This is a genomic window from Xanthomonas sp. D-109 (assembly GCF_017746095.1).
In the GTDB taxonomy this organism is placed as follows: domain Bacteria; phylum Pseudomonadota; class Gammaproteobacteria; order Xanthomonadales; family Xanthomonadaceae; genus Xanthomonas_A; species Xanthomonas_A sacchari.
Map to the genome: position 1 here is coordinate 41,685 of NZ_JAGHWV010000017.1, position 19,787 is coordinate 61,471.

At 69.1% G+C, this 19,787-nt stretch carries 21 protein-coding genes; 7 read left to right on the forward strand and 14 right to left on the reverse strand.

The window, feature by feature from the left end:
- Positions 1–158 precede the first annotated feature (158 nt).
- Positions 159–1,148 carry a M50 family metallopeptidase gene (locus J7357_RS16420; protein WP_209248128.1) on the forward strand — a complete coding sequence of 330 codons (990 nt, stop codon included), beginning with the start codon at positions 159–161 and terminating at the stop codon, positions 1,146–1,148.
- 54 nt (positions 1,149–1,202) lie between these two features.
- Here the strand turns inward: J7357_RS16420 and J7357_RS16425 are convergent, their stop codons facing one another.
- A complete protein-coding gene (locus J7357_RS16425; protein WP_209248130.1) occupies positions 1,203–1,691 on the reverse strand; it encodes a pyridoxamine 5'-phosphate oxidase family protein in 489 nt (162 codons plus the stop codon).
- Between the two features lie 321 nt (positions 1,692–2,012).
- Here J7357_RS16425 and J7357_RS16430 point away from each other — a divergent pair, with 321 nt between their 5' ends.
- The gene (locus J7357_RS16430) at positions 2,013–2,186 is read left to right on the forward strand and encodes a DUF1328 family protein (protein ID WP_209248214.1); all 174 of its coding nucleotides are present in this window, start codon (positions 2,013–2,015) and stop codon (positions 2,184–2,186) included.
- 101 nt (positions 2,187–2,287) lie between these two features.
- On the opposite strand, the gene J7357_RS16435 is transcribed toward J7357_RS16430, so the two are convergent.
- Positions 2,288–2,455: a hypothetical protein gene (locus J7357_RS16435; protein WP_019799133.1), complete on the reverse strand. Its 168-nt coding sequence runs from the start codon at positions 2,453–2,455 to the stop codon at positions 2,288–2,290.
- 132 nt (positions 2,456–2,587) lie between these two features.
- Positions 2,588–3,988 (reverse strand): endoproteinase ArgC, encoded by a 1,401-nt coding sequence (locus J7357_RS16440; protein ID WP_043092707.1) that lies wholly within the window; start codon positions 3,986–3,988, stop codon positions 2,588–2,590.
- A gap of 733 nt (positions 3,989–4,721) precedes the next feature.
- On the opposite strand from J7357_RS16440, the gene J7357_RS16445 reads away from it, so the two are divergent.
- On the forward strand, positions 4,722–7,634 hold the full coding sequence (locus tag J7357_RS16445) for a TonB-dependent receptor (protein ID WP_209248132.1): 2,913 nt from the start codon (positions 4,722–4,724) through the stop codon (positions 7,632–7,634).
- A gap of 148 nt (positions 7,635–7,782) precedes the next feature.
- On the opposite strand, the gene J7357_RS16450 is transcribed toward J7357_RS16445, so the two are convergent.
- Positions 7,783–9,381, reverse strand: a complete 1,599-nt coding sequence (locus tag J7357_RS16450; protein WP_244667613.1) for a PQQ-binding-like beta-propeller repeat protein — start codon at positions 9,379–9,381, stop codon at positions 7,783–7,785.
- Positions 9,382–9,887: 506 nt separating this feature from the next.
- On the opposite strand from J7357_RS16450, the gene J7357_RS16455 reads away from it, so the two are divergent.
- On the forward strand, positions 9,888–10,694 hold the full coding sequence (locus J7357_RS16455) for an SGNH/GDSL hydrolase family protein (protein WP_209248136.1): 807 nt from the start codon (positions 9,888–9,890) through the stop codon (positions 10,692–10,694).
- A gap of 98 nt (positions 10,695–10,792) precedes the next feature.
- On the opposite strand, the gene J7357_RS16460 is transcribed toward J7357_RS16455, so the two are convergent.
- Together J7357_RS16460 and J7357_RS16465 are read right to left on the reverse strand one after the other, a co-directional pair.
- On the reverse strand, positions 10,793–11,503 hold the full coding sequence (locus J7357_RS16460; protein WP_209248138.1) for an rRNA pseudouridine synthase: 711 nt from the start codon (positions 11,501–11,503) through the stop codon (positions 10,793–10,795).
- Positions 11,504–11,571: 68 nt separating this feature from the next.
- Entirely contained in the window at positions 11,572–12,069 is a 498-nt protein-coding gene (locus J7357_RS16465; RefSeq protein ID WP_209248140.1) for a M48 family metallopeptidase, read from the reverse strand.
- A gap of 116 nt (positions 12,070–12,185) precedes the next feature.
- On the opposite strand from J7357_RS16465, the gene J7357_RS16470 reads away from it, so the two are divergent.
- Both J7357_RS16470 and J7357_RS16475 read left to right on the forward strand, forming a co-directional pair.
- Positions 12,186–12,719: a DUF2058 domain-containing protein gene (locus J7357_RS16470; RefSeq protein WP_209248142.1), complete on the forward strand. Its 534-nt coding sequence runs from the start codon at positions 12,186–12,188 to the stop codon at positions 12,717–12,719.
- Between the two features lie 107 nt (positions 12,720–12,826).
- Entirely contained in the window at positions 12,827–13,093 is a 267-nt protein-coding gene (locus J7357_RS16475) for a DksA/TraR family C4-type zinc finger protein (protein ID WP_010342319.1), read from the forward strand.
- A 20-nt stretch (positions 13,094–13,113) separates the two neighbouring features.
- On the opposite strand, the gene J7357_RS16480 is transcribed toward J7357_RS16475, so the two are convergent.
- The 8 genes from J7357_RS16480 to J7357_RS16515 form a co-directional block, all read right to left on the reverse strand.
- Positions 13,114–13,359 carry a DUF2789 domain-containing protein gene (locus J7357_RS16480; protein ID WP_209248144.1) on the reverse strand — a complete coding sequence of 82 codons (246 nt, stop codon included), beginning with the start codon at positions 13,357–13,359 and terminating at the stop codon, positions 13,114–13,116.
- A gap of 109 nt (positions 13,360–13,468) precedes the next feature.
- Complete coding sequence (locus J7357_RS16485) at positions 13,469–14,044, reverse strand: mechanosensitive ion channel family protein (protein WP_209248146.1); 576 nt, start codon at positions 14,042–14,044, stop codon at positions 13,469–13,471.
- Between the two features lie 93 nt (positions 14,045–14,137).
- Positions 14,138–14,932, reverse strand: coding sequence for an EAL domain-containing protein (locus tag J7357_RS16490; protein ID WP_209248148.1), 795 nt, complete (start codon positions 14,930–14,932; stop codon positions 14,138–14,140).
- A 249-nt stretch (positions 14,933–15,181) separates the two neighbouring features.
- Entirely contained in the window at positions 15,182–15,382 is a 201-nt protein-coding gene (locus tag J7357_RS16495; protein ID WP_209248150.1) for a hypothetical protein, read from the reverse strand.
- A gap of 16 nt (positions 15,383–15,398) precedes the next feature.
- A complete protein-coding gene (locus tag J7357_RS16500; protein WP_209248152.1) occupies positions 15,399–15,725 on the reverse strand; it encodes a YkgJ family cysteine cluster protein in 327 nt (108 codons plus the stop codon).
- Positions 15,726–16,031: 306 nt separating this feature from the next.
- Complete coding sequence (locus tag J7357_RS16505; RefSeq protein WP_209248154.1) at positions 16,032–17,390, reverse strand: Hsp70 family protein; 1,359 nt, start codon at positions 17,388–17,390, stop codon at positions 16,032–16,034.
- A 121-nt stretch (positions 17,391–17,511) separates the two neighbouring features.
- A complete protein-coding gene (locus tag J7357_RS16510) occupies positions 17,512–17,982 on the reverse strand; it encodes a peptidylprolyl isomerase (RefSeq protein ID WP_010342327.1) in 471 nt (156 codons plus the stop codon).
- A gap of 126 nt (positions 17,983–18,108) precedes the next feature.
- Positions 18,109–19,065, reverse strand: a complete 957-nt coding sequence (locus tag J7357_RS16515) for a cation diffusion facilitator family transporter (RefSeq protein WP_209248156.1) — start codon at positions 19,063–19,065, stop codon at positions 18,109–18,111.
- A 90-nt stretch (positions 19,066–19,155) separates the two neighbouring features.
- Between J7357_RS16515 and J7357_RS16520 the strand changes: the two genes are divergently transcribed.
- Positions 19,156–19,497, forward strand: coding sequence for a zinc ribbon domain-containing protein YjdM (locus J7357_RS16520; RefSeq protein WP_209248158.1), 342 nt, complete (start codon positions 19,156–19,158; stop codon positions 19,495–19,497).
- Positions 19,498–19,787 lie beyond the last annotated feature (290 nt).

Consider the following 19,787-nt stretch of genomic DNA (forward strand, 5'->3'; position numbering starts at 1 on the left):
GCGCACAACCCTCCATGCCCTGGGCGGCGCCGCCTTGGCTCGATCTGCTGTTCCGTGGCGTCCGCGGCGTCCTGATGAGCGTGGGGGCGCTGGCGATGCTGGCCGGCTGCTTCGCCCTGGCGCACCTGGTCACGTCCTCGCTGGAGCCGTTCCTGGCGATGCTGCTGTTCCCGCTGGCGGCATTGGCCACGGTCGCCATCCACGAAGGCGGGCACGCATTGGCGGCGCGCGCGATCGGCATGACCGTGTACCGGGTGCATGTGGGCCCGCTGCAGTTGCTCGCGCGCCGTCGCGGCTGGCGGATCCGCTGGAAACGCATGCGTCCGGGCGACAACGCGGGCAGCGTGATCGCGGTGCCCAATCCCTACGCGGCGGTGCGTCGGCAGTATCTGCTGCTGATCGCCGGCGGTCCGCTGGCCAATCTGCTGGCGGCGGCGGGGTGCGGTGTCCTGGCATGGCATTGGGGTCCGGGCAGCTCCAGCGGCGCCTTCTGCACCGGCGCAGCGGTGTTCAATCTGGCGGCAGGCCTGGTCAATCTGGTGCCCTCGCAGAGTCCGAGCGGGGCCAGTGATGGTCTGCAGTTGTTGCGACAGGCCCGCCCGCGCGATCCTGACGCCCTCGTCGACGTACTCGCCGAACTCAACGGCCTCTCATCGCGCGGCGTCACCGCGGACAAGTTGCCGGCACACCGCCTGGCCCTGCTCGCGGACGGCGATGGCTGGTTTTTCCATGTCTGGTTCACGCTGAAAGCCATGCAGAACCGTGGCGAGTGGGCGCACGCCGCGGCCCTGCAGCCGGACTTCGAGGCGCAGGTCGCGACGCTGCCTGCGCCGGTCGCCGAATCCTGGCACACCATGATCGCGCTGCTGCGCTGCGAACTCGCGTTCTCGCGGGCCATGGCCGGTGAGGACGCTGCCGACCCCCTGGATGCGGCGCTGACGGCCGACCTCGACTGGGCGGTGCCGGCGTTGCGCCCGCGCTGCCAGGCGCTGATGGCGACGCGGCGTGGCGACCAGCATGCCGCACTGGCTGCATTGGCGCGTGCCGAAGCCTTGGCCGAGAACGACGTGGACGCGGCGACGCGACAGTGCGAACGCGGGCTGCGTGAGGCCATCCGCCAGCACCTGCCGGTCGCGTCGGTTCGCTGAACGTATCTGCCAGCCGGCGAGCGGCCGGCTGGCGTGCATCGCGTCGCGTGCCGCTCAGCGCAGCGGCACGTCGGCGACCTTGTCCTGGTAGTCGCGCTTGGGATCGATGCCGAACAGCACCTTGATGCCGGCCATCAGGCTCGAACCGTTGAGCCAGATCTGCGCGTGGTCCGGATCCAGGCGCAGCAGCGCCAGCTTGGGATCGTCCTTGCCCTGTTCGTACCAGGCGTCGATGAAGCCGTTCCACAGGCGCTCGATCACCGCCTGGTCGTTATCGACGCTGAGGGTGCCGCTGATGCTGGCGAACAGATCGTGGTTCTTGGCGCTGAACGCGGCGATCACCCGCTGGCTCTGCGTCAGCTTCTGCACCAGCGCGTTGTCCTTGGAGGTGAAGAACCAGATCGGGCCGCCGCGCTCGCCCTCGAACTGCGCGGTCATCGGGCGGGCGTGGCCGTCCTCGACGCCGTCCAGGCCCAGCATCACGGTGCGGTCGGACTTCAATGCCTTCCAGAATTTCTCTTCCAGTTCCTGCGGGCTGGCCATGCGGATCTCCGAGCGGGCGACAGTGCCCGGCTGCACTGTGCCGGGCGGCGCGCGCGCGGTCCGTGACGGGAGGGTGGACGCGATGTGCAGGAGCGGTGCGTGCACGCGCAGGTTCCGCGCCTGTTGCCGCAGCACCGCATCGCCAACATGCAGGGCGTGCTGCTGCATGCGCGGTGGCGATGCGTGCACGGCGCGTGCATCCGCGTTTCACCGCGTGCGCATCCCGCGCTGGCTAGTCTCCCGCATCAGCGCCGGCCGTTTGCCGGCGCCAGTGCACGCCACGGTGGCGTGCGCCTGTCCTCGTTTCGGGAAGACCGCATCATGATCAAGTGGGCCATCATCATCGCCATCATCGGACTCATCGCCGGCGCGCTCGGCTTCAGCGGCGTGGCGGGCGCAGCGATGGGCGTTGCCAAGTTCCTGTTCTGGGCCGGCATCGCCATCGCCCTGGTGCTGTTCGTGCTGGGCACGATGCTGGCCAAGAAGGTCGGCTGAGCGCGAGGCCGGTCATGTCGCGTCGATGCAGGTGCGTCGCGCGACAGGTCAATGATGGAAGCGTCACGCTGTGCGGCAGGCGCCTGCCGTGCCGCGGCGGCCTAGGCGTCGCTGGCGGTGTCGGCGTCGTTCGGTGCGGCGTCGCCGTCCGCGGCAGGCTTGGCGGCTGCGGCACGCGCTTCGCGCTTGCGCGCTTCCTTTTCTTCCTGCTGTTTCTTCTTGGCCAGCTCGCGCTGACGTTTTTCGAAGGAGTAGTTGGGCTTGGCCAATGCGCATCTGCCGGTAGGGGAATGCGTCGAGTGTAGCCGGTGTGTCCACCGCGTGCGAAACGGACAGGCCGCCCGTGTGAGACGGCCTGTCCTAGGCGCAGGTGCGGGAGTACGGCCCTCCCGGACCTTGGCTTACGGGCTCAGGTACTGCTGGATCGACGAATACACGTCGGCGAAGCGCGAGTAGTAGTCCGGATCGCTCGGCGCGCTGCAGTACGAAGATCCGCCATACAGGCCGCCGCGCAACTGATAGGCGCCGCTGCTGTTGACGGTGAACAGGCCGGAGCCGGACGAACCGCCTTCGGTGACGCCGGTGCTCCACTGCACGCGGTACAGCGGCGATTTGCCGTCGATGGAGCTGGACAGCGCGGTGACCTTGCCCAGCGAGTACTTCTTGACGTCGCCGGCCGGGTGGTGGATGCCCTCGATCGCGGTGCCGGTGGAGCCGATCGCCGAACTGCTCCAGCCCGCGTAGAACGCGCCGCTCGGCGGAGCGCTCTTGAGCTCGAGCAGCGTGGTGTCGCGGGTGGTGTTGGTATAGCGCAGGTAGGCGCCGCCGCCGAGCGTGGTGTAGTTGGAATTGACCGTGGAGCCGCCGCAGGTGGTGGCGTCGTAGAACCAGTAGGTCTGCAGCGTATTGGCCACGGTCTGGGTGCTGATGCAGTGCGCCGCGCTCCAGAACATCGCTTTCTTCGGCGAATTGCTGTTGTTGAGCAGGGTGCCGGTGCACAGGTAGGTGCTGCCGCCGCTGGTGAAGGTCATGCGCGCCACCGACTTGGCCGCCGAGGTGAAGCCGGAGGTCGGATTGGCACGGCAGACGATGTCGCGCTCGCACGAATCGCTCTCGCCGATCATCGGCCGCATCATCGTGTCGCTGGCCACCGGGCTGATGTCCAGATGCGAGAGCTGCGGGATCTTCAGCGCGAAGCCTTGCGGATACTGGCCGGCCGGCAGTTCGATCTCCACCACCATGCGTGCGCCGGCGATCACCGCCGACCAGCCGGGCTGGCTGCCGGCGAAATCGGCGCCGCTCTGCTGGAACACGCGGCCATCCTCGCCGGCGAAGCGCAGCGTCGCCTTGCGCGGATCGCCGGGCTGGGCGCCGCTGCCGCTGAGTTGCAGCGCTGCGCGCAGCGCCTGCGCATTGGTCGAGACGATCTCGAAGCTGGTGACCTGCGCGCCATTGGGCAGGGTCTGCCAGGACAGGCGGCGCAGGTTGATGTCGGGCTTGGCGACATCGCGGGAGAAGCCGATCTGCAGCGGCTGGCCGTTCTTGACCTGTTGCCCGCGTGCCTGCTTCATCGCCGCCGCCTTGGTGCTGTCGGGCGCGGCCAGTTCGATCAGGCGCGGCGCGTGTGCGCTGCCCGGGGTGAGGCTGCGCAGCTCGGCGCCACCGAGCGCGGCGGCATCCGGGCGGGCTTCGACCGGGGCGGAATCCATTTCGGCTGCTGGGGGAGTGGCAGCCATGGCGACGGGGGACAGACTGGCGATGCCAGCCAGCAACGCCAGGTACAACGCATGCTTGCGATTCATCGATCTTCCTTTTGCGAAGAGGGACGAGACCATCCGGCAGGGGACCGGATGCCATTGCACCCGAGTTCAGGGTGCCTGCCGAGGCTACGGGCGACGCCCCCACGATTGCGTGCCAGGCGTCACGCTCGGAAGGCCGGTTTCGTAGACAGCTGCTCACATTGCGTGTGATGGCGCGAAAGAAGCGCCTCGCGCTGCCGGCATGTCGGTGCGTTCCATCGTGCCGCGCAGTGGACGCGAGACGGCGCGATTTGCGTAGTGACGCGGCGACGGCGGTGGCGGCGCGACACGGCCGTCTTGTCGATGCGACAGGCGTTCGCCAGGCGATGGTGTGCCTTCGGCGTCGCGTGGCGTGTCTCCCCCTTGTGCGTGCCCATCACCGCAGTAAGAGACCCTTCGGGCGCGTCCAGGCCGCAGTCTCGGAACGGTTGCAACCTTTCTGTAAGCTTTCCGACAAATTTCAGTAGATTCAATTACTTAAATCGAGTCGCGTTGTGCTGCAACGCAGCTTGCATCGATTCAAATTCGGCCTATAACGCTGGCGTCACATATATGAACTTTTTGTTCGTGTATGCACCGCTTCGCGGACGGCCCGCGCGAGGCCGGGGGGCTAGGGCGGGCTCGGCACATCTCGAACATCGATCGCTCCTGTGGGGGGAGACCAGTGAACAGAATCGCTTTCCGGCGTGGACTCATCGCCAGTTCCGTTGCGCTCGCGCTGTGGGCGCCCTCTGTCATGGCGCAATCCGCGCCCGATGACGCGGCCCCGCCCCGTGGCGCCGGCAAGGCCGACAAGCCGGTCGAACTCAAGGCGGTGACGGTCACCGGATCGCTGATCCCGCGGGTGGAGGTCGAAGGCCCTGCGCCGGTGGTCACCATCACCGGCGAAGAGATCAAGAAGCAGGGCTACACCACGCTGTGGGAATTCCTCGACTCGCTGCCGCAGGTGGGCCAGCAGGTATCCGACCCGGCCTCGTGGGGCTCCAGTTCGGTCAATGCGCGCTCGGTGAACCTGCGCGGACTCGGCCCCGGGTTCAGCCTGCTGATGATCGACGGCCATCGCGTGGTCGACTATCCGCAGCCGCTCAACAAGCAGAGCAACTTCCAGAACTTCAACAACATCCCCACCGGGATGATCGATCACATCGAAGTGCTGGCCTCCGGCGCGTCGTCGATCTATGGCTCGGATGCGGTCGCCGGCGTGGTGAACGTGATCCTGAAGAAGGACTACCAGGGCAACCAGTTGCAGGTCACCCTGGGCGGTGCGACGCGCGGTGGCCGCGACTACGGCGACATCAACTTCGTCGGTGGCCGCGCGGGCGACAACTGGCACGTGACCTACAACCTGGAGCACTCCAACCGCAGCGCGCTGTGGGGCATGGACAGGCCCTACCAGGATTCCGTGGCCGACGCGGGCTACGGCGCCTGGGGGCCGGCCTCGCGCATGTTCGGCTACCAGTACGACGCCGCCGGCGCGATCGCCCTGTCGGCCACCGACGCCAACGGCCGCTACATCACGCCGCCCGCCGGCACCTGCGACAAGTTCACCAACTCGCGCCTGACCCAGTCGCACTCGGTGACCACCAACGGCACCCAGGTCACCGGCGTCACCGACAACGGCTTCTACTGCGCGCAGCCGGCGCTGTTCCAGAACTGGGTGCTGACCCCGGGCAGCATCAGCAACAGCGGCTATCTGGCGGGCGAGTACGACTTCCAGAACGGCCTGCAGTTCTACGGCTCGGCCGCGCTGTACCAGACCGTGGGCATCTCCAACACGCAGCTCAACGTGTTCAGCGCCGGCCCGTTCTACGACCAGACCACCGGGCAGACGGTCAACCAGGTGATCCGCCAGCTGACCCAGAAAGAGATCGGCGTCAGCGCCAACACCTACGACCGCGAGCGCAACTGGAACCTGCAGGCCGGCCTGCGCGGCACCGTGCTCGACGGCCGCTTCAACTGGGACCTCAACCTCAACACTCAGAAGTACATCGTCCGCGAGGAGTTCACCGGCTACAACGCGCAGGCCACCAACAACTTCTTCCTCGGCCAGCAGCAGGGCACCACCGCCGACGGCCTGCCGATCTACGCGTTCAACTGGCAGCAGTTCTGGAACCCGATCACCCCGCAGCAGTACGACCAGTTCGCGGTGACCGGCGTCAACACCGCTTCGTCCTGGCTCGACCAGGCGCAACTGCGCGTCAACGGCGACCTGTTCAAGCTGCCCTGGGCCGATCGGTCGGTGGGCTGGGCCGCGGTGTTCGAAGCGGCGCACAACGGCTTCAAGCTGTCGCCCGACCCGCGCGCGGCCGATCCGTCCACCTTCCAGAACCCGTTCGGCGCCTATCTCACCGGCGCCGGCACCCGGCAGCGCTTCTCGCTGGGCACGGAGTTCCGCTTGCCGGTGCTGGACACGGTGACCTGGACGCTGTCCGGTCGCCTGGACAAGTACAACGACGCCAGCCGTGCCGACATCGCCCGTACCTGGGGCTCGGGCCTGGAGTGGCGTCCGTACGACGGTTTGCTGCTGCGCGGCAGCTACGGCACCAACTTCAAGGCGCCGGACATGCAGGCCATCTACCTGACCGGTTCGACCTCGCCGGTGGGCTTCTATGCCGACCCGCTGCAGTGCGTGAACGCGATCAAGGCCGGGCAGAACAACAACACCTGGTGCAACAGCGTGCAGCGCCCGACCTCGCAGTACTACACGCTCTACACCAACGGCAGCCGCCTGCTGCTGCCGCAGACCGGGCACTCCTGGACCTACGGCTTCGTCTGGCAGGTGCCGGGCGTGCAGGGGCTGTCGGTGTCGGCCGACTACTGGAACATGGGCGTGGACAACGCCATCCAGTACCTGGGCCAGGACACCGTGCTGGCCGACGAGGCAGGCTGCCTGACCGGCCTGAAGCCGAACGGCACCTCGGGCCTGTCGCCGTACACGGCGCACGTGGCCGGATCGGAGTACTGCCGGATGGTCACCCAGATGGTGACGCGCGACGCAAACGGCCAGATCGTGTCGGTGCAGTCGGGCCCGATCAACGAAGCCTCGCTGTACGTGGCTGGCGTCGACGCGACGCTGGACTACAAGTTCCACACCGACGGCTACGGCGATTTCCGCGCCGGCATCAACTACACCAACAACCTGTCGTACAAGCAGCGCGTGCTGGCGTCCGATCCGTTGCAGAACACCCGCTACCAGAACGTGGCCAGCCGCATGACCTGGATCGCCGACTGGACCAAGGGCCGTTGGAACGTGTCGATCTCCGGCGTGCGCAACGGGCGGATGCGCGCACCGAACTACGCCGGCTGCGACGTGCTGCCCAACGGCATCCAGCCCAGCATGGTCACCGTGTCCAATGGCGGCGAGACGATCTCCACCGGCGTGTGCCAGGTCACCCAGGACGGCAACCAGGTCACCGTGCAGGACACCACCTACCGGGGCCATGCGCCGGCGTGGATCACCTGGAACGGCTCGGTCGGCCTGCAGATCACGCCGGATCTGCACGCAAAGCTCGCCGTGTCGAACATCTTCGACAAGGTCGGCGCGATTCCGTACTACGCCGGCGGCTTCGAGTTCGTCACCACCGGGCAGACCGCGAGCGAGTACAACGGCCGGGAAATGTTCCTGACGCTGGACTACACGTTCAACTGAGCAACACGCCGACAGCCGGCGGGCTTCGTGGAAGCGAAGCCCGCCGGCTTTTTTTGCGCACGCGAGGCGATGCGCTCCAGATGCAACATCGCCCCTCCCGCTTGCGCAGGAGAGGCGATGCACGCGTTACGGCGAGCGCGGGCTGCGCTCAGCGCCGGTTCGACGGCACGAACTTGTACAGCTTGTTGACCCCGGTGCCGAAGTTGAAGCGGCTGTAGCCGGCGCCCCAGTACACCGCACCATCGACGATTGCCGGTGCGCTGGAGACCGAACCGCCGGCGTCGAAGCTCCACAGCGTGGCGCCGGTCTTGGCATCGAGCACGGTCATCGCGCCGGACATCGAGCCCGCGTAGACCAGGCCCGGCGACGACGCCAGCGGGCCGCGGCCGCCGGCGCCGAACGCGGTCTGCACCGGATCGGTGCCCGGCACCTTGACCTGCCAGAGGATCTTGCCGCTGGCCGCATCCAGCGCGGCCCAGGAGCCGGCGTTCCAGGTTTCGGTGTTGCCCGGCGCCAGCGTGTACGACGTGTGCTCGTTGTTGTTGATCGCCACGTACACGCGACCGGAGAACGGATCCACCGACGAGCCCCATTCGATGCCGCCGGCGGTGCCGCCCGGGCCGACCTGGGTCGACCACACGGTCTGCCCGGTATCGGCGTCGAAGGCCCAATAGACGCCGCTCTTCTGGCCGGCGCCGACCAGCGCCTGCGGCTTGCCGTTGCGGATCGCCGTGAACAGGTTGGCGCCGCCGCCGCTGAAGTCGTAGTCCGGTCCCTGCGGGTCCTGGCACAGGCCATTGGTCGGCGCGACCAGGCACGACAGCGACCAGGCGTCGGCGCCCTGCAGGCGGCGCGTCCACGCCGGCTTGCCGCTGCGCATGTCCAGCGCCAGCACCGAATCGACGTAGTTGTCCGGCGCCATGCAGGCCAGTTGCGCGGTCTTGTCGCCGTTGGCGTTCTTGACGCAGCTGGCGACCTCGGTCGGCACCGAGTAGTTGTTGCCGGTGGTCGCGTAGACGCGCTGGCGCAGCGGGTCGATCGCCAGCGTGCCCCACACCGACGCACCGGTGTAGCCCTCCGGCGCGGTGCGGAAGCTCCACAGCAGCTTGCCGGTCTTCAGGTCCAGCGCGGCGACACTGCCGCGAAAGGTGTACTTGTAGCCGGCGCTCAGCCCGCCCCAGTCGCCCGAGGACACGCCGACGTACACGCGGTCGCCGTAGATCACCGGCGAGGCGGTGATGCGCGCCTGCGGGTTGGACTCGACCAGGGTCTTCCACAGCAGCTTGCCGGTGGTCTTGTCGATCGCCAGCACGGTGCCGCTGGCCTGGTCGCCGACCAGCACGCTGTCGCGCGCGATCGCCGGGCTGTTGCGCGACAGCGAGCCGGCGATGCCGGTGTAGTCGGCCAGCTTCACCTGCCACACCGCCTTGCCCAGGTCGGTGTCGATGCGATACAGCTGGCCGCCCCAGTCCGGCACGTACAGCGCCGTGCCCTGCACGGTCGGGGTGGCCGAGACGTCGCCTTGCGTGGTGAAGGTCCACGCGGTCTTCAGGCGCGCCGCGTTGAACGGGGTGATCTGCCATTCGCCGGGCGCGAAGCGGGTGTTGAGGAAGCCGCCGCCGGCACTGTCCCAGAGGCTGTGCGTGGCGAACGGCGTGCCGCCGGAGAAGGCGCTGCGCCATTGCGCGCTTGCGGCGCTGGTGTCGGTCGCCGTCGCTGCGGTGCCTGCGGACTGCGCCATCGCCATTGCGCTGAACATCAAGCCGGGAATCAACGCCAGCCGCAGGCGGGTGAGGTTCTGGTGTGCATCACGCGTTTTCATGGATGTCCTTCGGGCTTGGGAGTGAGGATCCCCCCGTCACGTCCGCGGCCATCCTAGAAGCAGAAATCCTTGTGTGTCATGTACTTACGAAAAAGTTAGGGCGGTTGCAAAAGGTTGCGGCGATAGCGAAAAACGATGGCGACGGCATCGCGCTGTCATCGGCGCGGCATGCGCGTGACGCACGTCGGTGCATGGTGCGATGGCGGTCGCAGCCGCGTGCTGCCAGGCCTCGACAGTGCGCCACGACGCACCTGGCGATGGGCTGCGGCGATATGCGCCATCGATGCTGCCGGCGATCGCCGTAGCGTGAGCACGGGCTGAATCGCATGCGATACGACGCAGTCGCGGCGGCGCTGCGGCAGCGCCGCATGGGCAATCCGGAGGGTTGGTTACACTGTGCGATCACCGTTGTCCGCACAAGGAATGCCCCGATGAAATGCCCCTCGCTGTTGTCCCTCGCCATCGCGCTGTGCGCCACTGCCGCCGGCGCCGTGCAGGCGGCAACGCCCACGTCCACCGCGGCGCTGGAGGGCAAGGTCGATGCGCTGTACACGCGTGCGCCGGACACGCTCAAGCCCGACGAAGTGAAGGCGATGCAGCAGCGGCTGCTGGACTGGGCGCAACTGCAGCGCTATCGCGCCGACAATGCCGCGCTGCCGGCGCCGGCAGCGGACGCGCCGCGCGTGGTGTTCTACGGCGATTCCATCACCGACGCCTGGGGCCACCGCGAAGGCACCACGTTCTTCCCGGGCAAGTCCGCCTACGTCAACCGCGGCATTTCCGGGCAGACCACTGCGCAGATGCTGGTGCGCTTCCGCCAGGACGTGATCGACCTGAAGCCGGCGGTGGTGGTGATCCTGGCCGGCACCAACGACCTGGCCGGCAACACCGGGCTGTCCACGCTGGAGATGATCGAGGACAACCTCAGCGCCATGACCGAGCTTGCGCAGGCCCACCACATCAAGGTGGTGCTGGCCTCGGTGCTGCCGGTGACCGACTATCCGTGGCGCCCGGGCCTGCAACCGGCACAGAAGGTGCGTGCGCTCAATGCCTGGATGCAGCAGTACGCGCAGCAGCAGGGCGCGGTGTATCTGGATTACTACAGCAAGCTGAGCAACCGCGACGGCGGCATGGACAAGACCGTGGCCATCGACGGCGTGCACCCCAACAACGCCGGCTATGCGGTGATGGCGCCGCTGGCCGAGCAGGCGATCCAGCGCGCCCTGGCAAAGCCCTGAGCCACGCGCGCTCCTAGCCCCTCTCCCCCCGGGAGAGGGGTTGGGGTGAGGGTAGGGTCGCCGGCAACAACGATCGGCGAGGCCGCACCCGCACTCCCTCAGAACCGCTCGCCCTCCGGCAAATAGCGCCACTCGCCCGGCGCCAGCTTGCCCAGCGGAATCCGGCCGATGCGCAGGCGACGCAGCCCGCTCACCTGTAGTCCGACCTGCGCGCACATGTCGTGCAACTGGCCCGGCTGCACGTGCTTGATCGCAAAGCGCAGGCGCTGTTCGCTCTGCCAGCTGACCTTGCACGGCGGCAGCGTGCGCTGGCCATGGCGCAGGCCGTGCGCGAGCCGGTGCAGGCCATAGGGCTGCAAGGTGCCGCTGACCTCCACCACGAATTCCTGCTCCAGCGTGGCCGCGTCCTCGCTCAGCCGCCGCAGCACGCGACGGTCCTGGCTCAGCACCAGCAGTCCGCTGGCCTCGGTCTCCAATGGCAGCGGCAGACTCAGGCGCAGGAAATGGCGCTTGAGCACACGCATGTCGCTGGCATCCAGCGCGCTGCGGTTGCCGGGCGTCGCCAGCGCGAGCGCGTCTTCGGCGCGCATCCCGGCCGGCTTGTGCAGCAGCAGCGTGACCGCCTGCGCCGGGCCGAGTTGCGCGTCGGGTGCCAGCGTCACCCGCTGGATGGTGATCGGCGTCTGCGGTTCCTCGACCACGACACCGTCCACGCTGACCCAGCCGCCCTCGATGTACTGCTGCGCCTCGCCGCGCGAACACGGCAGCAGGGCGGCGAGATGCTTGTCGAGACGGACGGGGCTGGACATCGGCAGTACGCGATCGGTCGGGGGCGCAGTGTACGGGCGTCGCGGGGGCGCTGCCACGCAGCGGCGTCTCAGTACTCGCCCAGTTCCAACTGGGTCAGGTACAGGCGCAGGTCGAACTCCAGCTGGTGGTAGTCCGGCGTCATGTGCGCGCACAGCTGGTAGAAGGCCTTGTTGTGCGCGCTTTCCTTCAGGTGCGCCAGCTCGTGGGCGACGATCATCGGCAGGAACGCCGACGGCGCATCGCGGAACACGCCGGCGATGCGGATCTCGCGGCTGGCCTTGAGCTTGCCGCCCTGCACCCGCGATACCGTGGTGTGGGTGCCCAGCGCATGCTTCACCGCCTGCAGGCGGTTGTCGTAGATCACCTTGTGCAGCGGTTCGGCGCTGCGCATGCAGCGGTCCTTGAGCGCCTGCGTGTAGTCGTACAACTGGCGATCGGTGCGCACCGTGTTGGTCTCGGGGTAGCGGCGGCGCAGCCAGTCGCCCAGGCGCTGGCGCGCGATCAGCTCGCGCACCTGGTCCAGGACATGGGGCGGGTAGCCGACGAGATAGCGCAGGGTGTCCATGCCGCCACCTTAGCGTGCCGCGTGCGCCAGGGCATCCGGCACCAGTGCCTTCGCGGGCGGCTGCCGGCGCTGCGGGTATCATGCGCCTCCCGATTCCGAGTCCGTGGACGCTTCCGATGCGCAATCCCCTGCAGGAGCAACTGCTCAAGGCCGGCCTGGTGAAGAAGAGCCAGGTGGCGCAGGTCGCGCGCGAGCAGGCCAAGGCGCGGCAGGGCAAGACCCCGCCGCCGCCCAGCGCCGAGCAACTGGAGAGCGAGCGGCTGCGACAGGAGCGCGTGGAACGCGACCGCGCGCTGTCCGCCGAGCGCAACGCGCAGGCCCGCGCCCACGAGCAGCGCGTACAGGCGCGGCAACTGGTCGAAAGCCACGCGCTCAAGGCCGACGGTGAGATCGACTACCACTTCACCGATGCCGGCAAGATCCAGCGGCTGCGCGTGGATGCGGCGCTGCGCGCGCAACTGATCGCCGGCAGCGTGGCGATCGCGCGGCTGGATGCCGGCTACGTGCCGGTGCCGCGCGCGGTGGTGGAGAAGATCGTCGCCCGCGATCCGGCGACCATCGTGTTCGATGCGCTGGCGGCGACGCCGGCCAGTGGCGAAGACGATCCCTACTACAGTCAGTTCAAGGTACCGGACGACCTGATCTGGTGAATGCGGCGCCGCGCCGCATGAACGTCTCGGCTAGGTGAAGCCGGCGTGCATTGCATTCGCCGGTGCCGGCCGCATCATCCACGCAAGGCAACAGTGCGGAGACGACCATGGCCACAGGGTGGGCAGGCGACGGCGCGGTGCAGGACCAGATCGATGCGACCGTCGAGGATGCGATCAAGCGGGCGCGCAGCCAACTGCCGCAGGGGCCGGGGCTGAGCCACTGCGAGGACTGCGATGCGCCGATTCCCGAGGCGCGGCGCAAGGCGGTGCCGGGCGTACGCCTGTGCGTGGCCTGCCAGGACGCGCAGGACCGCGCACAGCACGAGCACAGCGGCTACAACCGCCGCGGCAGCAAGGACAGCCAGCTGCGTTGATGCTCAGCCGGCGCGGTCGGTCAAGGCGTGGGCTGCGCGTGCAGCGCGATGTTGAGCTGATCGACCACGATCGCCCAATCGGCGTCTTCCAGGCGCTCCTCGCGCAGCAGTTGCGCCTGCGCGGGCGTCCAGAACGGGGCCTCTTCCAGGCGCATGCCATCGGGCAGCGGCGCATGCTGGGCGATGAACTGGCGGATCTCGCCTTCGCTGTTGGGCAGGCCGAGTTGGGCGAAGAGGTCGGCGAACGGATGAATGACGGGTTCCATGCAGTACCTGGTCGGGAAAGGGGAGATCGCCGCGCCAGGCGGCTGGCATCGACCATACCGGCTGCGTCATGTGGATGGCGTCAGCGTCGGCGTGGGTGGCGTGGGGCGCTCAACCCAGTCCCGGCGGCACCGGGTTGCCGCGCCAGCGGCGCGTGCTGCGCTGGAAGAACAGGCTGTTGGGGATCTGCAGCACGCTCTCGCCGTCGTCGTGCTGCTCGCGCAGCGTGGTGTAGATCAGGTTGATGTCGATCACCTGGCCCTTCAGGCCCGCCTTCTCGCCGTTCTCCAGCAACTCGATGTGGTCGTGCAGGCGGAACGGGCGCGTGGTGAAGATCAGCAGCGTGCAGAAGATGTTGGACAGCACGCTCCACGCCGCGAAGAACGCCACCGCTGCGACCGCGGCGAAGCCGGTGAAGGCGGTCCACAGCACGGTGCCGGACACGCCGAAGCGGTCGAGGATCAGCAACAGCGCCGCCGCGTAGATCACGAAGCCACTGCCGCGGCGCGCCATCAGCACCAGTTCCGGCGGCAGTGCGTGGTGCTCGCCCAGGCGCCGGATCAGCCGCCGCAGCACGGTCCGCAGCAACCAGGCCGCAAGCACGATCAGCACGATCTGCGCGCCGGGCACGATCACGTCGAGCCAGCGGTGTGTCCACGGCGGCAGCAGGGTATGCAGCGAAGGCATCGCACATCGGAAAACGCAGGGGGAATGCGATGGTCGCAAGCGTGGCCGCCGCGGGCAAGTCGTGCTGGCGTGCGCTGTGCGGCAGCGCGTCGCTCAGTCGGCGCGCTCCAGCGCGTCCCACTGCGCCTCGGTGACCTCGGGCAGCGCCTCCAGCGCCGGTTTTGCGAACAGATAGCCCTGGTAGAGGTCGATGCCCAGCGCACGCAGTGCGCGGTACTCGGCGGGCGTTTCCACACCCTCGGCGAGGATGCGGCAGCCCAGCGGCGCGGCCATCGCGACGATGCCGCCGACGATGTGGCGGCGTGCCGCGCTGGCGTCGATGCCGCGGATCAGCGCCATGTCCAGCTTGATCAGGTGCGGCTGGAAATCGGCGAGCAGGTTCAGGCCGGAGTGGCCGGCGCCGAAGTCGTCGATCGCGGTGAGGAAGCCGCGCTGCGCATAGTCGCGCAGGATGCGCACGACCTTGGGCAGGTCGGCGACGCGTTCGGATTCGCTCATCTCGAAGATCAGGTCGCCGGTCGGCACGCCGAAGTGCTCGGCCGCCTTCAGGGTCAGGCGGATGCAGGTCGCCGGCTCGTACACCGCGTTGGGAATGAAGTTGATCGACAGGCGCGTGCGCAGGCCCAGCTTCGCGGCGGTGGCGATGGCCTGCACCCGGCAAGTCTGGTCGAAGCGGTACATCTGCTCTGGGCGGACCCGCGCCAGCACTGCCGCCGCACCGCTGCCGTCCTCGCCGCGCACCAGCGCCTCATAGGCGTAGATCGAGCGAGTGGCGGCATCGACGATCGGCTGGAACGCCATGCGCACGGCGAAATCCAGCGGCTCGCCATCGCGGCAGTTGCCGCAGGCGGGCTGGCCGAGTTCGGCGGACAGAGAGCGCAGGAGCATGCCGAGGCGAGACGGTGGAAGAGATCGCAGTATGCGCTTTCGGCGTGAAGGCGGCGCCGTGTTTCCGGCCGGCGCTGGCTCCCTAAGACGCCGCATCGGGGCTGGCTGGTGCGGGCGTCGACCGCAGACCAGATGCGCCGTCGTGGCGTGCCGGGCGTCGCGCCTTGGTTCGGCGCGGACCGGCGTCCAGGTTCTCGCGGCGTCCTGCGCAGGCACGCGCCACGGCGGCGCGCGGCGCGCGGGCGGGCGCTAGCCCGCGTCGGCGACGTCGACCTTCTTCAGTACGCGGGTGGTGCCGAGCACCTCGACGCGGCCACCGGCCTGGTGGAAGGCGGCCAGGTCGGCCTCGATGCGCTCGCGGCTCAGGCCCTTCTGCGCCTTGTCGGCGGTGCTGGCGCCGCGTGCGTTCCGTGCGCTGGGCGAAGCGGTGGTGCTGGTCGGTCGTGCCATGCTGGAACTCCTGCAGTCAGTACATCGTCAGGGGAATGCCACGGGTCAGTTGCTCGTGGTGGGTGCGGCGGATCTCGCGGCAGTACGGGCCGGCCATCGCGAACTTGCGGCAGATCGCCGGGCGCTGCGCGTAGATCGAGCAGCACATGCGCGCGCCGTCCACCGCCACGCACCAGCCGTCCTCGTCGCGCGCCATCACGTGCAGACCCTCGCGGGTGTACTCGGTGAGATGGTCCGGGACCTGGTCGTCCGGCATCACCAGCACGGTCAGGCGGCAGCAGATCGCGTCGCAGCGGTCGCAGGTGATGGCCGGGTCGGCCGTGTCCCGCATCGGCTCGCTCATGCGCAGCCGCCGCGATCCGGGCGTGTCGGTCGGCGAGGTGGCTGGAGCGGCGGCGCCAGGCGCTGGGCCTGGAGCGTTGCAGGGGCGGGAGACATGGCGCTCCGAAGGATCCGGCCGGTCACGGGACGGAGGGTGGCGCGAGAAGGAAGCGAGTCGGGCGACAGGAACGGCCGGACGAGACGCGCGTAGCGACGTGACGCTGAAGCGTGCAGCCATGCTACGCCAGTCGCGCCGCCTCAGTATGAACAACGTCGGCCGCAGGCCGTGCGTGGCCGGCCGGGGGCGCGCCGCCAGGCCCGTGCTGCGCTAGTCCTGCGCGGCGGCCAGCGCCAGGCCCTGCACCACGCCGAACGAAGGATCGCCGTGGACCAGTCGCGCCTGCGGGAAGGCCGCGGCGACCAGGCGCTTCAGGTAGCCGGCGCGCGACATGCCGCCGGTCAGGAACACCGCGGCCGGATCGCCGCCGATGTCCTGGCGGACCTGCGCCAGCAGCTCCTGCAGCGCCTCCAGGTAGCTGCGTGCGGCCTGCACCAGTTCCTCGGCGCGCACCTGCACCTGCAGCCCGGCTTCGATGTAGTCCAGTGTTTCCTCGTGCCGCTCGGCGTCGCTGAGGCGGATCTTGCTGCGCTCCACCGCACGGTACAGGCGCGCGGTGTTGCCGGGCTCTTGCAGCGCCTGCAGGCGCGTGTCGTAGGGGGCGGGCACGACGTCGTAGCGGTGCTGGCGGAAATCGCGCTGGCGGGTGGTGTCCTGCACCATCGCCGCCTCGACGTAGTGGTGCGAGGGCACGCGGGTGAGGCCGCGGCCGAACTGCGGCATGAACCCGGCCAGGCTCAGCGCCAGGTCGACGTCGGTGCCGCCGCGCGGGATGCCCCAGGCGCGGTGCACCTGCGGCGCGGCGTCGCCGCCGACGCTGGCGTAGGCGATGTCGGTGGTGCCGCCGCCGATGTCGACCACGACCGCGGCGTGGCGCTCGCGGCTGACCGCGTGGTAGTGCATCGCCGCGGCGGCCGGTTCCTCCAGGAACGCGACGTCGTCGAAGCCGGCGGTGATCGCGGCGCTGTGCAGGATCTCCAGCGCCTGTGCGTTGCCGGCCTCGCCGATCGAGCTGCGGAACTGCACCGGGCGCCCGAGCAGGGCGCGGCGCACCTGCACGCCCAGTTGCTGCGAGGCGGTCAGGCGGATGTGTTCGAGAATGTGCGCGGCGATGCCGGTGATGGTCTGGCGTGCGCGCGGGTGCAGGTTGTAGCCCAGCATCGACTTGGGGCTCTGCACCAGGTTGCCTTCGCCCTCGACGAAATACGCGTCCAGTGCGTCGTCGCCGTACACCGCGTTCTGCAGCAGTGCCGCCGAACTGCGTGGCTCGCGCATCTGCGTTTCCATCCATTGCCGGCGCACCACCCGGATGGCGTCGCGGCGCAACGCGTCGGGGCTGCGCTCGCGCCCGGCCGCGAGCGCATCGCGGCGGCCTGACTCGACCAGCTCGTCCACCTGCCGTTCCAGCGCCGGGGTCAGGTCGAACTCGGCCGGGTCGCGCATCACCTCGGGGAAGTACACCGTGGTGCGGAACTGCTGCTGCGCGCCGAAGTCGATCGGCACCACGCGGCCGTCGATCACCGCGGCGGCGGCGGAATTGCTGGTGCCGAAGTCGATACCGAGGCGCATGACGGTGCCGGGGGCGGGAGGGCCGCGCACTGTGGGGCAAGCCGCGGCGCGACGCAAGCGCGGCCAGGAACGCACGAGGCCCGCATCGGCGGGCCTCGTGGGGAACAGGAAAGCGGGTCGCTTACAGCGCGGCGCCGGCGTGGCCCTGGTTCTTTTCCTGCTCGGTGGCCTCGCGCACGCCGGCCACTTCCACGGCGAAGTGCAGCACCTGCCCGGCCAGCGGGTGGTTGCCGTCGATGGTCACCAGTTGCTCGCCGACCTCGGTGACCGTGACCAGCAGCGGGCCCTGGTCGGTCTGCGCCTGGAACTGCATGCCCGGTGCCAGCGATGCGGCATCCGGGAACGAACCACGCGGTACCTGCTGCACCAGTTGCTCGTGGCGCGGGCCGTAGCCTTCGGCCGGGATCACGTCGGCCTTGACCGACTCGCCGGTGCGCTTGCCGGTCAGCGCCTTCTCCAGGCCCGGCACGATGTTGCCGGCGCCATGCAGGTAGCTCAGCGGATTGTCCGGCGAGGACTGGTCGATCACTTCACCGGCATCGTCGGTGAGGGTGTAGTGGATGGTGGCGACAAGCCCGTTGGCGATCTCCATGGGAAACCTCGTTCAGTGAGTAAGGGGGGATACGCCGGCACGGTCACAGCGCGATGAGAGGGGTGCTACCCGGCTACCCTAACGAAAAGCGGCGCAGGGCCGCAAGTCGCGTCGGCGCGCCGCCATTCAGGGCACCGGCGGGCGGCGCAGCGCGGTGCGCCGGGCCAGCCAGGTCTCCGGGGTCTGCGGCTTGACGAACAGCGCCTGCAGCTCCGGGTGCTCGGCGCGCGCGGCGGCCTCGATGCGCTCGATGCACGCCTCGATCTGCGCGGTGCTGCGCTGGTCCTCGAACTCGGCGCTGAGCGCGGCCACCACCTGGTCCGGTCCCATCTGCACGCTGAGTACGCCGTTGACCGCGCGCACGTCCGGATCAGTCGCGGCGATGCGCCGCAGCGCGTCGCCGAGCGGCCGCGCCGCCGGCTCGCCGATCAGCAGGCCCTTGGTCTCGCGCGCCAGCACGAACGCCGAGCAGGCCAGCACCGCGGCGATGCCGACGGAGGCGACGCCGTCCAGTTCCGGCATGTCCAGCCACTGCGCGGCGAGCAGCCCGGCCAGCGCGATCAGCAGGCCGATCAGCGCTGCGCTGTCCTCCACCAGCACCGTGAACAGGCTCGGGTCCTTGCTCTCGCGGAACGCCTGCACGTAGCTCAGGCGGCCCTTGCGCGCGCGGAACTCGCGCAGCGACACCCACCACGAGCCGCCCTCGAACAACAGCGACAGCCCCAGCACGATGTAGTTGAGGGTGTGGTCGCTGGCCGGCTGCGGATCGCGGATGTGGGCGATGCCCTCGTACAGCGACACCCCGGCGCCGAGCGCGAACACCAGCAGGGCGACGATGAAGCTCCAGAAGTACAGCTCGCGCCCGTGCCCGAACGGATGGGTGTCATCGGCCGGGCGCGCGGCGCGGCGCAGGCCGTACAGCAGCAACAACTCGTTGACCGTGTCCACCAGCGAATGCACGCCTTCGCTGAGCATCGCCGAGCTGCCCGAGAGCCCGGCGGCGACGAACTTGGCGATGGCGATGGCGAGATTGCCGGCGAGCGCGGCGTAGATCGCGAGACGGGACCCGGACGAAGCGGACATGGCATTCCTGCGGCTGGGGCGGCCGCACGGCGGCACGGGGCGGGCGGCTACAATAGGCGGCTCGCCGTCGTCGCCGTATCAAGGACTCCCATGCCCGCCGCACCCGCCTGCCCGCAATGCACCCTGGAAAACACCTACGTCGACGGCGCCAACTGGGTGTGCGCGGATTGCGGCCACGAGTGGCCGGTCGCGGCCTACGCTGCCAACGACGCGACGACGGTGGTGCGCGACAGCAACGGCAACGTGTTGCAGGCCGGCGACACCGTGGTCGTGATCAAGGACCTGAAGGTCAAGGGCTCGTCGATCCCGCTGAAGCAGGGCACGGTGATCCGCGGCATCCGCCTGGTCGAGGACGATGCCGAACACATCGAAGGCAACTCGGACAAGATCAAGGGCCTGGTGCTGAAGACCTGCTTCCTGCGCAAGGCCTGAGCCTGGGGCGACGGGGCCGCGCGCTGGCGGCGTTCGGGCGTCTGTCGGGAGGCAGATGCCCCGTAGGAGCGGCTTCAGCCGCGACTGACGTCATCAGGACTGCCCGTCGCGGCTGAAGCCGCTCCTACACGCGATGCCGCCCGTCCGGGCGCCAACTGCGCACGGCGTGCGTCCTGTCTGCGAAGGGAGAGAAGCGATCACCCGCGACGTGGCCGTCGTCGCCACCGGCGCCCAGCGTGCGCGGTGCGGCGGCTATCATGTGCAACGGCGCCGGGGGGCGCCGCCGGCCA